The following is a 13,007-nucleotide window of genomic DNA, read 5'->3' as shown; positions in this document are numbered from 1 at the left end:
TGCTCCCTTGATATGGGGCCGCTGTGCGCCCCATCACGGGGCACACCCACTCCTCCAGGCTCAACGCTGCCTATAGGAGCGGGCTTGCCCCGCGATGGGCTGCACAGCAGCCCCTCGCTCTTCGAAGCCGAGCGCCAAGTGCGTGTTTAGAAGCTATCGCCAGGCACGCGTACCCAGCCCTCCATCAGCACGCGAGCACTACGGCTCATGATGGCCTTGGTCACGGTCCATTCACCGCCCACCTTGCGCGCTTCGGCGCCCACCCGCAAGGTGCCGGACGGGTGGCCGAAGCGCACGGCACTGCGCTCGCCCCCGCCGGCGGCGAGGTTGACCAGCGTGCCGGGGATCGCTGCCGCCGTGCCGATGGCCACCGCTGCGGTGCCCATCATCGCGTGGTGCAGCTTGCCCATCGACAGCGCCCGCACCAGCAGGTCGATGTCGGCGGCCTCGACCGTCTTGCCGCTGGAAGCAGTGTAGGCGGTCGGCGGCGCGACGAATGCCACCTTGGGCGTATGCTGACGTCCGGCAGCCTGGTCGATGTGTTCGATCAAGCCCATGCGCACGGCACCATGAGCGCGAATGGTCTCGAAACGTGCAAGCGCGGCAGGGTCGCCGTTGATCGCTTCCTGCAACTCGGTACCGGTGTAACCGATATCCGCGGCGTTGACGAAAATGGTCGGGATGCCGGCGTTGATCAGGGTTGCCTTGAACGTCCCGACGCCGGGTACCTCAAGGTCGTCCACCAGATTGCCGGTAGGGAACATGGCGCCACCGTCGCCGTCCTCGTCGGCGGCCGGGTCGAGGAATTCCAGCTGCACTTCGGCGGCCGGGAAGGTCACGCCGTCCAGCTCGAAGTCACCGGTCTCTTGCACCTCACCTTCAGTGATCGGCACGTGGGCGACGATGGTCTTGCCGATATTGGCCTGCCAGATGCGCACGGTGGCGATGCCGTTGCGTGGGATGCGTGCCGGGTCTACCAGGCCGCTGCTGACGGCGAAGGAGCCGACCGCTGCGGAGAGGTTGCCGCAGTTGCCGCTCCAATCGACGAAGGCCTTGTCGATGGCGACCTGGCCAAACAGGTAGTCGACGTCATGCTCCGGGCGAGCGCTGCGCGAGAGGATCACCGTCTTGCTGGTGCTGGAGGTGGCGCCGCCCATGCCATCGATCTGCTTGGCGTAGGGGTCGGGGCTGCCGATCACCCGCAGCAACAGAGCATCGCGGGCAGGCCCAGGTTGCCGGGCGCGCTCGGGCAGGTCTTGCAGGCGGAAGAACACGCCTTTGCTGGTGCCGCCACGGATGTAGGTGGCGGGGATTCTTACTTGTGGTGCGTGTGTCATGGTCGAGTGTCCTGATTGTCTCGCTCCGGCAGAAAACCTGGGGCTGCTACGCAGCCCTCTCGCGGCACAAGGCCGTTCCTACAGACGAGCGCATTTCCTGTAGGAGCGGCCTCGTGCCGCGAAAGGGCCGCAAAGCGGCCCCGCTCACTCAGGCAGTGCCTTCGAGGAAATCCTGGGCGAAGCGCTGCAGCACCCCGCCCGCCTCGTAGATCGACACTTCTTCGGCAGTATCCAGGCGGCAGGTCACCGGCACCTCCACCCGCTCGCCATTGCGCCGGGTGATGACCAGCGTCAGGGTCGCCCGCGGTGTCCGCGCGCCCAGCACGTCGTAGGTCTCGCTGCCGTCCAGGTCCAAAGTGTTGCGATTGGTCCCCGGCTGGAACTCCAGCGGCAACACGCCCATGCCGACCAGGTTGGTGCGGTGGATGCGCTCGAAGCCTTCGGCGACGATCGCCTCGACGCCCGCCAGGCGCACGCCCTTGGCCGCCCAGTCACGGGACGAGCCCTGGCCGTAGTCGGCGCCTGCGACGATGATCAGTGGCTGCTTGCGCTGCATGTAGGTCTCGATCGCTTCCCACATGCGCGTCACCTTGCCTTCCGGCTCGATGCGCGCCAGCGAACCCTGCTTCACGCTGCCGTCTTCGTTGCGCACCATCTCGTTGAACAGCTTGGGGTTGGCGAAGGTCGCACGCTGGGCGGTCAGGTGGTCGCCACGGTGGGTCGCGTAGGAGTTGAAGTCTTCCTCCGGCAGGCCCATCTTCGCCAGGTATTCGCCCGCGGCGCTGTTGGCCATGATGGCGTTCGACGGCGACAGGTGGTCGGTGGTGATGTTGTCCGGCAGCACTGCCAGCGGGCGCATGCCGCGCAGGGTGCGCTCGCCAGCCAGGGCCCCCTCCCAGTAAGGCGGGCGGCGAATATAGGTGCTCATCGGGCGCCATTCGTACAGCGGCGCGACCTTCGGCCCTTTGTCTTCCTCGATGGCGAACATCGGGATGTACACCTTGCGGAACTGCTCAGGCTTGACCGCGGCACGCACCACCGCGTCGATCTCTTCATCGCTCGGCCAGATATCCTTGAGGCGGATTTCCTTGCCATCCACCACACCCAGCACATCCTTCTCGATGTCGAAGCGGATGGTGCCGGCGATAGCGTAGGCCACCACCAGCGGTGGCGACGCGAGGAAAGCCTGCTTGGCGTACGGGTGGATGCGCCCATCGAAGTTGCGGTTGCCCGACAGCACGGCGGTGGCATACAGGTCGCGGTCGATGATCTCCTGCTGGATCTTCGGGTCGAGCGCGCCGGACATGCCGTTGCAGGTGGTGCAGGCGAAGGCGACGATACCAAAGCCCAGTTGCTCCAGTTCTTTTTCCAGCCCCGCCTCTTCCAGGTACAGCTGTACGGCCTTGGAACCGGGGGCCAGGGAGGATTTCACCCAAGGCTTGCGCGCCAGGCCGAGCTTGTTGGCGTTGCGTGCCAGCAGGCCTGCGGCGATCACGTTGCGCGGGTTGCTGGTGTTGGTGCAGCTGGTGATGGCGGCGATGATCACCGCACCGTCCGGCATCTGCCCCGGCACTTCTTCCCAGGCACCGGCGATGCCTTTGGCGGCCAGGTCGCTGGTGGCGACACGGGCGTGCGGGTTGGACGGGCCGGCCATGTTGCGCACCACGCTGGAGAGGTCGAAGCGCAGCACGCGCTCATACTCGGCCTGGCCCAGACTGTCGGCCCACAGGCCCGTGGCCTTGGCATAGGTTTCCACCAGCTTGACCTGCTGCTCTTCGCGGCCAGTCAGCTTGAGGTAGTCGATGGTCTGCTGGTCGATGGCGAACATCGCTGCGGTGGCGCCGTATTCGGGGGCCATGTTGGAGATGGTGGCACGGTCGCCCAGGGTCAGGGCGCGGGCGCCCTCACCGTGGAATTCGAGATAGGCGCCGACCACCTTCTGTTTGCGCAGGAACTCGGTCAGGGCCAGCACCAGGTCGGTGGCGGTGATGTTCGGCTGCAGCTTGCCGGTCAGCTCGACGCCGACGATTTCCGGCAGGCGCATCCACGAGGCGCGGCCGAGCATGACGTTCTCGGCTTCCAACCCGCCGACGCCGATGGCGATCACACCCAATGCATCGACGTGCGGGGTATGGCTGTCGGTGCCGACACAGGTGTCCGGGTAGGCCACGCCACGGTCGTTGTGAACCACCGGCGACATCTTCTCCAGGTTGATCTGGTGCATGATGCCATTGCCTGGCTGGATCACGTCGACGTTCTTGAACGCCTTCTTGGTCCAGTTGATGAAATGGAAGCGGTCTTCGTTGCGACGGTCCTCGATGGCGCGGTTCTTCTCGAAGGCCTGCGGGTCGAAGCCGCCGCACTCCACGGCCAGGGAGTGGTCGACGATCAACTGGACCGGCACCACCGGGTTGACCTGGGCCGGGTCGCCGCCCTTGTCGGCGATGGCATCGCGCAGGCCGGCCAGGTCCACCAGAGCGGTCTGGCCGAGGATGTCGTGGCACACCACGCGCGCCGGGAACCAGGGGAAGTCGAGGTCGCGCTTGCGCTCGATCAGTTGCCCGAGGGAGGCATCGAGGGTGGCCGGGTCGCAGCGACGCACCAGGTTCTCGGCCAGCACGCGGGAGGTATAGGGTAACCCGTCGTACGCGCCGGGCTTGATCGCCTCGACCGCCGCGCGGGCATCGAAGTAGTCCAGGTCAGTGCCTGGCAGGGGCTTGCGGAATGCGGTGTTCATATCGTTATCCGGCTCGGTCACGGTGTTCGGTGGCTCGGCTTGCACCGTCCCTGTGGGAGCGGGCTTGCCCCGCGATGAGGTCGGCCGGTTCGACATCGCTGCCTGACCTGACGCTATCGCGGGACAAGCCCGCTCCCACAGGGAACGCGGCTCACCCTGTTTTAACGCTGCTCGATCGGCACGAACTTGCGCTGCTCGACGCCGACATACTCGGCGCTCGGGCGGATGATGCGGTTGTTGGCGCGCTGCTCGAAGACGTGCGCGGCCCAGCCGGTCAGGCGCGAGCAGACGAAGATCGGGGTGAACAGCTTGGTCGGGATGCCCATGAAGTGGTACGCCGAGGCATGGTAGAAGTCGGCGTTGGGGAACAGACGCTTCTGCTCCCACATGGTCTTGTCGATGGCCTCGGAAACCGGGTACAGCACCTTGTCGCCCACCTGGTCGGCCAACTGCTTGGACCAGCCCTTGATCACCTCGTTGCGCGGATCGGACTCCTTGTAGATCGCATGGCCGAAGCCCATGATCTTGTCCTTGCGCTCAAGCATGCGCAGCAGCTCGGCGACGGCCTCCTGCGGGCTCTGGAAGCGCTCGATCAACTCCATGGCCGCCTCGTTGGCGCCGCCGTGCAGCGGGCCGCGCAGCGAACCGATGGCGGCGGTGACGCACGAGTAGAGGTCCGACAGGGTCGAGGCGCAGACACGCGCGGTGAAGGTCGAGGCGTTGAATTCGTGCTCGGCGTAGAGGATCAGTGAGACGTTCATCACCTTGACGTGCAGCTCGCTCGGCTTCTTGCCGTGCAGCAGGTGCAGGAAATGGCCACCGAGGGTGTCTTCGTCACTGGTGCAATCGATGCGCACGCCGTGGTGAGTGAAGCGGTACCAGTAGCACATGATCGCCGGGAACACGGCCAGCAGACGGTCGGTCTTCTCGCGCTGCTGCTCGAAGGTCAACTCCGGCTCCAGGGTGCCGAGCACCGAGCAACCGGTGCGCATCACGTCCATCGGGTGCGCATCGCGCGGGATGCGCTCGAGCACTTCCTTGAGCGCCTGGGGCAGGTCACGCAGGCCCTTGAGCTTGCGCTTGTAGTCGTCCAGCTCGGCCTGGCTCGGCAGTTCGCCGTACAGCAGCAGGTAGGCCACTTCCTCGAATTCGGCACCGGCCGCCAGGTCGCGGACGTCATAGCCACGGTAGGTCAGGCCGGCTCCGGCCTGGCCCACGGTCGACAGCGCGGTCTGCCCGGCTACCTGGCCACGCAGGCCTGCGCCACTGAGTACTTTTGCTTCGGCCATGGTGTGTTCTCCTTTCTTGAACTTGTTATCGAATCTTGCTGGCTAAACCCGGGAGGCTGGTCCGGCCCTATCGCCGGCAGGCCGGCTCCCACACAGACGGTCCAGTCGAACCTGTGGGAGCCGGCTTGCCGGCGATGAGGCCGTCACAGGCTCAACCTTTCTTTTGGGCGAACAACGCATCGAGGCTCTGCTCGAAGGCGTGGTAGCCGATGGCATCGTAGAGCTCCATGCGGGTCTGCATGGTGTCGATCACGTTCTTCTGGGTGCCGTCGCGACGCAAAGCGGTGTAGACGTTCTCGGCCGCCTTGTTCATGGCCCGGAAGGCCGACAGCGGGTACAGCACCAGCGAGACGTCGACCGAGGCCAGCTCTTCGGTGGTGTACAGCGGTGTCGCGCCGAACTCGGTGATGTTGGCCAGGATCGGTGCCTGCACCCGGTCGGCGAAGGTCTTGTACATCGAAAGCTCTGTGATCGCCTCCGGGAAGATCATGTCGGCACCCGCCTCGATGCACGCGGCGGCACGGTCCAGGGCGGCGTTCAGGCCTTCGACGGCCAGGGCATCGGTGCGCGCCATGATCACGAAGCTGTCGTCGGTACGGGCATCCACCGCGGCCTTGATGCGGTCGACCATCTCCTGCTGGGAGACGATTTCCTTGTTCGGGCGGTGGCCGCAGCGCTTGGCACCGACCTGGTCCTCGATGTGGATGGCGGCGGCGCCAAACTTGCACATCGAGCGCACGGTACGCGCCACGTTGAAGGCCGAGGCGCCGAAGCCGGTGTCCACGTCCACCAGCAGCGGCAGGTCGCACACATCGGTGATACGGCGCACATCGGTCAGCACGTCGTCCAGGCCGCTGATGCCCAGGTCCGGCAGGCCCAGGGAACCGGCCGCGACACCACCACCGGAGAGGTAGATGGCCTTGAAGCCAGCGCGCTTGGCCAGCAGGGCGTGGTTGGCATTGATGGCCCCTACCACTTGCAACGGATGTTCGGCGGCAACCGCGTCACGGAAACGCTGGCCGGGCGTGCTCTTCAAAGTCATGACTCACCTCGTGGGCTATTGTTGTCGACGCCTTGGTAATGGCGCTCGATGTTGCGTTTGGACGCGCCGATGTGGCGACGCATCAGGAGTTCGGCCAGCTCGCCGTCACGATCGGCGATGGCGTCGAGAATGCGGTGATGCTCGGCGAAGGCCTGGTGCGGGCGGTTGGGCGTGGCGGAGAACTGGATGCGGTACATGCGCACCAGCTGGTACAGCTCGCCGCAGAGCATCTTGACCAGGGTCTGGTTGCCGCTGCCCTGGATGATCCGGTAGTGGAAGTCGAAATCGCCTTCCTGCTGGTAGTAGCCAACGCCGGCCTGGAAGGCGGCGTCGCGCTCATGGGTGTCGAGCACCCGACGCAGCTCGTCGATGTCGGCCAGGCTCATGCGCTCGGCGGCCAGGCGGCAGGCCATGCCTTCGAGGGACTCACGGATTTCGTACAGTTCGATCAGCTCGGCATGGTTGAGCGACACCACCCGGGCACCGACATGGGGCACCCGCACCAGCAGGCGCTGGCCCTCCAGGCGATGAATGGCCTCGCGCAACGGGCCGCGGCTGATACCGTAGGTACGGGCCAGCTCCGGTTCGGAGATCTTGCTGCCCGGGGCGATCTCGCCCTTGACGATGGCGGCCTGGATACGCCGGAAGACGTTCTCCGATAGCGTTTCGGAATCATCCGACGTGGCCAATGCCGCCTGGGTGGCTTCCCGCATAATTGTCGACACCTTTGGTTTCGATAGCGCAAAAGCTAGCTAAATAGCACCGCGTAGTCAAAGACAAAATCAACATTGTCGACAATTGTCTAAGAACGAACTTAAACACCCCCCTCGCTGTCAGATCGCGGCGCGCTGGCGTCGAAACGTTGGCGTGATAGAATGCCGCGCTTCCCAAGGGAGTATGGATAGTGTGTCTGCCACCCCCTGGGGTGTTGACAGATGAACGAGGATGCTTGCGCAGTACTTGCCAGTCGCCTTGCCCCGAACCCGCACAGCACCGCGCCAGGATTTATGAGACTTACACCCGCTTCATTGCTGTTCTGCCTCGCCCTGCTGCCGGCCCTTGGCCAGGCGGCGGAAAAGACCGTTTACGGCCTGAACGAATATGCCCGCCTTTCCGATCTCGACCTGGAAGTGGCGGCCAAGCTCGACACCGGCGCCAAGACCGCGTCGCTGAGCGCCCGCGACATCAAGCGCTTCAAGCGCAACGGCGAGAGCTGGGTACGCTTCTACCTGGCCATCGACGCCGCCCATTCGCACCCAATCGAACGGCCACTGGCCCGTGTCAGCAAGATCAAGCGGCGCGCCGGTGACTACAATCCTGACGAAGGCAAGGCCTACACGGCCCGCCCGGTCATCGAACTGGACATCTGCATGGGCCAGGCACTGCGCACCATCGAGGTCAACCTCACCGACCGCAGCGCCTTCCAGTTCCCGCTGTTGATCGGCTCCGAGGCGCTCAAGCATTTTGACGCCCTGGTCGATCCAAGCCTTAAATACGCGGCCGGCAAACCCGCCTGCGCCACCAAAGCTCCCACCGCAGAGTAAACCCGATGCGCTCTCTTACCCTTCACCTGAAAGTCCTGATCACCGTACTGGTGCTCCTGGGCGTGCTGGTCACGGCCTATCAGATCTTCATCCTCGGCATCCCGGTGACCGAAGACGCGACCGACGACCTGTGGAACATCGACGCCAAGGTCGAATTCGTCGCCAACCCGAAGGACCCGGTCAAGGTGCAGATGTTCGTGCCACCGCTGAACCGTGACTACGTGAGCCTCAACGAGAGCTTCATCTCCAACAACTACGGGGTGAGCGTCAACCGGGCCGATGGCAACCGCAAGGTGACCTGGTCGGCACGCCGCGCCAGCGGCAACCAGACGCTCTACTACCGCCTGGTGCTGACCAAGCGCTACAGCAGCGAGAAGGCCACGGTCAAAGGCCCGACCTTCCGTGACAGCCTGGCCCTGGAAGGCCCCGAGAAGATCGCCGCCGAAGCCCTGATGGCGCCGATCCGCCAGCACTCGGCGGATGTCGAGACCTTCGTCAGCGAGACCATCAAGCGGGTCAACAACCTCAACGACGACAACGTCAAGCTGCTGCTGGCCGGCGACACCTCGTCCATGAAGAAGGCCCAGGTCATCGATCTGCTGCTGTCGATCGCCCACGTGCCGATGGAAAAGGTCCACACCATCCGCCTGGTCGCCGACACCCCGCAAACGCCTGAACTGTGGCTGCGCAGCTTCAACGGCAACGACTGGCTGTACTTCAACCCGGACACCGGCGAGCAGGGCCTGCCCAACGACCGCCTGCTGTGGTGGACCGGCGATGACAACCTGGTCACCGTCGATGGTGGCAAGAAGGCCAACGTCACCTTCAGCATGAACAACAGCGAGATGAACGCCATCCGCCTGGCCAAGCTGACCGACGAGAACACCGACGCCGACTTCCTCGAGTATTCGCTGTACGGTCTGCCCCTGCAGACCCAGCAGACCTTCATGATCATGGTGATGATCCCGATCGGCGTACTGGTCATCCTGGTGCTGCGCAACCTGGTCGGCCTGCAGACCCTCGGCACCTTCACCCCCGTACTGATCGCCCTGGCCTTCCGTGAAACCCAGCTGGGCTTCGGCATCGTGCTGTTCACGGTGATCACCGCCCTTGGCCTGTCGCTGCGCTCGTACCTCGAGCACCTGAAGCTGCAGATGCTGCCGCGCCTGTCGGTGGTGCTGACCTTCGTGGTGGTATTGATCGCCGCCATCAGCCTGTTCAGCCACAAGCTGGGCCTCGAGCGCGGCCTGTCGGTCGCCCTGTTCCCGATGGTGATCCTGACCATGACCATCGAGCGCCTGTCGATCACCTGGGAAGAGCGTGGCGGCGGCCATGCCATGAAGGTGGCCATCGGCACCCTGTTCGCCGCGTCCATCGCACACCTGCTGATGAGCGTGCCGGAACTGGTGTACTTCGTCTTCACCTTCCCTGCCGTACTGCTGATCCTGGTGGGCTTCATGCTGGCGATGGGTCGCTACCGCGGCTACCGCCTGACCGAGCTCGTTCGCTTCAAGGCTTTCGTGAAGGCTGACGCTTGATGTTCGGACTGATCAAGACCTGGAAAGCCCTGGAGGCCCGGGGCATCATGGGTATCAACCGGCGCAACGCGGACTACGTCCTGAAGTACAACAAGCGCCACCTGTACCCGATCGTTGACGACAAGATCATCACCAAGGAGCGTGCGCTCAAGGCCGGCATCCATGTGCCGGAGATGTACGGCATCATCGAGACCGAGAAGGAAATCGACAAGCTCGAGCAGATCATCGGTGGGCGCAACGATTTCGTCATCAAGCCGGCCCAGGGGGCTGGCGGTGACGGCATCATGGTCATCGCCGACCGCTTCGAGGACCGCTACCGCACCGTCTCGGGCAAGATCATCAGCCACGAGGAGATCGAGCACCAGATCTCCAGCATCCTCACCGGCCTGTACTCGCTGGGCGGGCATCGCGACCGCGCGCTCATCGAGTACCGGGTGACCCCGGACCAGATCTTCAAGAGCATCAGCTATGAAGGCGTGCCGGACATCCGCATCATCGTACTGATGGGCTATCCGGTGATGGCCATGCTGCGCCTGCCGACGCGCCAGTCCGGCGGCAAGGCCAACCTGCACCAGGGCGCCATCGGCGTGGGCGTGGACCTGGCCACCGGCGTCACCCTGCGTGGCACCTGGCTGAACAAGATCATCAGCAAGCACCCGGACACCACCAATGCGGTGGATGGCGTACAGCTGCCGAACTGGGACGGCTTCATGAAGCTGGCTGCCAGCTGCTACGAGCTGTGCGGCCTGGGCTATATCGGCGTGGACATGGTCCTGGACCAGGACAAGGGCCCGCTGATCCTCGAGCTCAACGCCCGCCCCGGCCTGAACATCCAGATCGCCAATGACTGCGGCCTGACCCAGCGCACCCATGCCATCGAGGCACATCTGGAAGCGCTGGCCAAGGATGGTGTGAAGGAAGACGCCGAACAACGCGTGCGCGTGTCGCAAGGGCTGTTCGGGCACGTGCATCCGCACTGAGCCCAGGGCCGTCTTGCGGCCCATCGCCGGCAAGCCGGCTCCCACCTGCCCTGTGCTGTTTTCAGAGACAGCGCCGTGCCTGTGGGAGCCGTCTTGCCGGCGATGGCCTGCTCACTATTGAATGTAATGCCCAGCGCTAGGCGCATTCACCGCACAGGTCTACAATCCCCTCCTCGCTTTGTCATCGCCGCCCACTCTGATGCCAACCTGTACGCTCCACCCCCTGCCCTACCAGCTCGATCCCGCCCATTACTTCGCCCGCCTGCGCCAGGCACCCGGCGCGATCCTGCTCGACAGTGCCCGACCCGGCGCCGAGCGCGGCCGCTTCGACCTGCTCAGCGCCTGGCCGCTGCAGCACCTGCAAGCCCAGCCCGAGGAAGACGGCCGGGCCTATCTGCAGCGCCTGCGAAATGCCCTGGCCCAGCTGGGCCAGGCGCAGTTGCCGGATGGCGTCCAGTTGCCCTTCGCCGGCGGCCTGATCGGCTACCTGAGCTACGACTTTGGCCGACGCCTGGAGCAGTTGCCGAGCCTGGCCCGCGACGACCTCGGCCTGCCCGACGCCCAGCTCGGCCTGTATGCCTGGGCGCTGGTCAGCGACCACACGCTCGGCACCACGCAACTGGTGTTCCACCCAAGCCTTGCGAGCATCGAGCGCCAGCGCCTGATTCAGCTGTTCGAGGCGCCCGACACCGTGGTGTGCGGCGACTTCCAGTTGTTGGCGCCCATGCGCGGCGACCTGCAGCCTGCGCAGTACCGCAGCGCGTTCGACAAGGTCCAGCAATACATCCAGGCCGGCGACTGCTACCAGATCAACCTGACCCAACGCTTCCGCGCCCCCTGCCAGGGCGACCCGTGGCGCGCCTACCAAGCCTTGCGCAAGGCTTGCCCCACGCCGTTCTCCGGCTACCAGCAACTGGCCGATGGCAGCGCGCTGCTGAGCTTTTCGCCGGAGCGCTTCATCCAGGTCAGCCAGGGCCGGGTGGAAACCCGCCCGATCAAGGGCACCCGCCCACGGGCCGACGACCCACAGCAGGACGCGCACAATGCCGCCGAGCTGCAGGCAAGCCCCAAGGATCGCTCGGAAAACCTGATGATCGTGGACCTGTTACGCAACGACCTGGGGCGCACCTGCGAGATCGGTTCGGTGAAGGTGCCCGAGCTGTTCAGCCTGGAGAGCTACCCCAACGTCCACCACCTGGTCAGCAGCATCACCGGCCGCCTAGCCGCCGGCAAGGACGCCCTGGATCTGATCGGCGACAGCTTCCCCGGTGGCTCGATCACCGGGGCACCAAAGATCCGCGCCATGCAGATCATCGACGAACTGGAGCCGACGCGCCGGGCGCTGTATTGCGGCTCGCTGCTGTATGTGGACGTTCGCGGCGAGATGGACAGCTCCATCGCCATCCGCAGCCTGCTGGTCAAAGATGGGCAGGCCAGCTGCTGGGGCGGTGGCGCGGTGGTGGCCGATTCCGAATGGCAGGCCGAATACGAGGAATCCATCGCCAAGGTGCGGGTGTTGATGGAAACCTTGCAGCACCTGTGATTCGACGCCTCCTGCGCGCTATCGCCGGCAAGCCGACTCCCACAGAACCAGCGCCGCTCGTGTGGGAGCCGGCTTGCCGGCGATAGCGCCCGAACAGACACTGCCAAAGCCATTTTTTGTTACCATCAGCCCATTACGAGCGCACAGCGCCACTCACCCGATGGAAACCGCCTGATGAGCCAACCCTTCGATGTCGCCGCCCTGGCCGCGACCTATGCCAGCAAGTCCCCACAGGACATCCTCAAGCTCGCCTTCGAACACTTCGGCGATGACCTGTGGATCTCGTTCAGCGGCGCCGAGGACGTGGTGCTGGTCGACATGGCCTGGAAGCTGAACAAGCAGGTCAAGGTGTTCAGCCTCGACACCGGCCGCCTGCACCCGGAGACCTACCGCTTCATCGACCAGGTCCGCGAACAGTACAACCTGCCGATCGAGATCCTCAGCCCCGACCGCGACAAGCTCGACCCCTTCGTCAAGGAAAAGGGCCTGTTCAGCTTCTACAAGGACGGCCACGGCGAGTGCTGCGGCATCCGCAAGATCGAGCCGCTGCGCCGCAAGCTGGCCACCGTGAGCGCCTGGGCCACCGGCCAGCGCCGCGATCAGAGCCCGGGCACCCGCAGCCAGGTGGCCGCGCTGGAAGTGGATTCGGCGTTCTCCACGCCCGAGCGCACCCTGTACAAGTTCAACCCGCTGGCGCAGATGACCAGCGAGGAAGTCTGGGGTTATATCCGCATGCTCGAGCTGCCCTACAACAGCCTGCATGAGCGCGGCTTCATCAGCATCGGCTGCGAGCCCTGCACCCGCCCGGTGCTGCCGAACCAGCACGAGCGCGAAGGGCGTTGGTGGTGGGAAGAGTCCACCCAGAAGGAATGCGGGTTGCACGCCGGCAACCTGATAACCAAGGCATAAATCAGCGGGGTCGCTTCGGCCCCATCGCGGCACAAGGCCGCTCCCACATCTATGGTCCTGGGAGGACCATCTCATTAGGTGTAGGAGC

The 13,007-nt window shown here is 64.8% G+C and carries 10 protein-coding genes; 5 read left to right on the top strand and 5 right to left on the bottom strand.

The genetic code is table 11. The annotated features are described in order from the left end of the window. Positions 1-146: 146 nt before the first annotated feature. From prpF to ACNFG0_RS10730, 5 genes are all read right to left on the bottom strand, one after another. Positions 147-1,337: a 2-methylaconitate cis-trans isomerase PrpF gene (gene prpF / locus ACNFG0_RS10750; protein ID WP_416764774.1), complete on the bottom strand. Its 1,191-nt coding sequence runs from the start codon at positions 1,335-1,337 to the stop codon at positions 147-149. 148 nt (positions 1,338-1,485) lie between these two features. After that, on the bottom strand, positions 1,486-4,074 hold the full coding sequence (gene acnD, locus ACNFG0_RS10745) for a Fe/S-dependent 2-methylisocitrate dehydratase AcnD (RefSeq protein WP_416764773.1): 2,589 nt from the start codon (positions 4,072-4,074) through the stop codon (positions 1,486-1,488). Positions 4,075-4,235: 161 nt separating this feature from the next. Further along, positions 4,236-5,363, bottom strand: coding sequence for a bifunctional 2-methylcitrate synthase/citrate synthase (prpC, locus tag ACNFG0_RS10740; RefSeq protein WP_196145685.1), 1,128 nt, complete (start codon positions 5,361-5,363; stop codon positions 4,236-4,238). 151 nt (positions 5,364-5,514) lie between these two features. Further along, positions 5,515-6,405 (bottom strand): methylisocitrate lyase, encoded by an 891-nt coding sequence (prpB, locus tag ACNFG0_RS10735; RefSeq protein WP_196145686.1) that lies wholly within the window; start codon positions 6,403-6,405, stop codon positions 5,515-5,517. Next, the gene (locus ACNFG0_RS10730; protein WP_196156567.1) at positions 6,402-7,118 is read right to left on the bottom strand and encodes a GntR family transcriptional regulator; all 717 of its coding nucleotides are present in this window, start codon (positions 7,116-7,118) and stop codon (positions 6,402-6,404) included. The genes prpB and ACNFG0_RS10730 overlap by 4 nt, the downstream gene beginning before the upstream one ends. Before the next feature lie 294 nt (positions 7,119-7,412). Here ACNFG0_RS10730 and ACNFG0_RS10725 point away from each other — a divergent pair, with 294 nt between their 5' ends. From ACNFG0_RS10725 to ACNFG0_RS10705, 5 genes are all read left to right on the top strand, one after another. Further along, positions 7,413-7,949: an ATP-dependent zinc protease gene (locus tag ACNFG0_RS10725; protein WP_084855440.1), complete on the top strand. Its 537-nt coding sequence runs from the start codon at positions 7,413-7,415 to the stop codon at positions 7,947-7,949. 5 nt (positions 7,950-7,954) lie between these two features. Beyond that, a complete protein-coding gene (locus ACNFG0_RS10720) occupies positions 7,955-9,487 on the top strand; it encodes an inactive transglutaminase family protein (protein ID WP_196145688.1) in 1,533 nt (510 codons plus the stop codon). Further along, positions 9,487-10,467 (top strand): alpha-L-glutamate ligase-like protein, encoded by a 981-nt coding sequence (locus ACNFG0_RS10715; RefSeq protein ID WP_196145689.1) that lies wholly within the window; start codon positions 9,487-9,489, stop codon positions 10,465-10,467. The genes ACNFG0_RS10720 and ACNFG0_RS10715 overlap by 1 nt, the downstream gene beginning before the upstream one ends. A 199-nt stretch (positions 10,468-10,666) precedes the next feature. Further along, positions 10,667-12,010, top strand: a complete 1,344-nt coding sequence (pabB, locus tag ACNFG0_RS10710) for an aminodeoxychorismate synthase component I (RefSeq protein ID WP_416764771.1) — start codon at positions 10,667-10,669, stop codon at positions 12,008-12,010. 174 nt (positions 12,011-12,184) lie between these two features. Then, a complete protein-coding gene (locus tag ACNFG0_RS10705) occupies positions 12,185-12,919 on the top strand; it encodes a phosphoadenylyl-sulfate reductase (protein ID WP_196145691.1) in 735 nt (244 codons plus the stop codon). Positions 12,920-13,007 lie beyond the last annotated feature (88 nt).

The sequence above is a fragment of the Pseudomonas sp. NY15372 genome, assembly GCF_048068215.1.
GTDB classification, from domain to species: domain Bacteria; phylum Pseudomonadota; class Gammaproteobacteria; order Pseudomonadales; family Pseudomonadaceae; genus Aquipseudomonas; species Aquipseudomonas guariconensis_A.
This window is presented reverse-complemented; position numbering and strand designations above follow the sequence as displayed.

Coding starts and splice junctions, on each gene's coding strand:
- prpF (WP_416764774.1), bottom strand. CDS start 1,337: ATGACACACGCACCACAAGTAAGAATCCCCGCCACCTACATCCGTGGC.
- ACNFG0_RS10705 (WP_196145691.1), top strand. CDS start 12,185: ATGAGCCAACCCTTCGATGTCGCCGCCCTGGCCGCGACCTATGCCAGC.
- ACNFG0_RS10730 (WP_196156567.1), bottom strand. CDS start 7,118: ATGCGGGAAGCCACCCAGGCGGCATTGGCCACGTCGGATGATTCCGAA.
- acnD (WP_416764773.1), bottom strand. CDS start 4,074: ATGAACACCGCATTCCGCAAGCCCCTGCCAGGCACTGACCTGGACTAC.
- prpB (WP_196145686.1), bottom strand. CDS start 6,405: ATGACTTTGAAGAGCACGCCCGGCCAGCGTTTCCGTGACGCGGTTGCC.
- pabB (WP_416764771.1), top strand. CDS start 10,667: ATGCCAACCTGTACGCTCCACCCCCTGCCCTACCAGCTCGATCCCGCC.
- ACNFG0_RS10725 (WP_084855440.1), top strand. CDS start 7,413: ATGAGACTTACACCCGCTTCATTGCTGTTCTGCCTCGCCCTGCTGCCG.
- prpC (WP_196145685.1), bottom strand. CDS start 5,363: ATGGCCGAAGCAAAAGTACTCAGTGGCGCAGGCCTGCGTGGCCAGGTA.
- ACNFG0_RS10715 (WP_196145689.1), top strand. CDS start 9,487: ATGTTCGGACTGATCAAGACCTGGAAAGCCCTGGAGGCCCGGGGCATC.
- ACNFG0_RS10720 (WP_196145688.1), top strand. CDS start 7,955: ATGCGCTCTCTTACCCTTCACCTGAAAGTCCTGATCACCGTACTGGTG.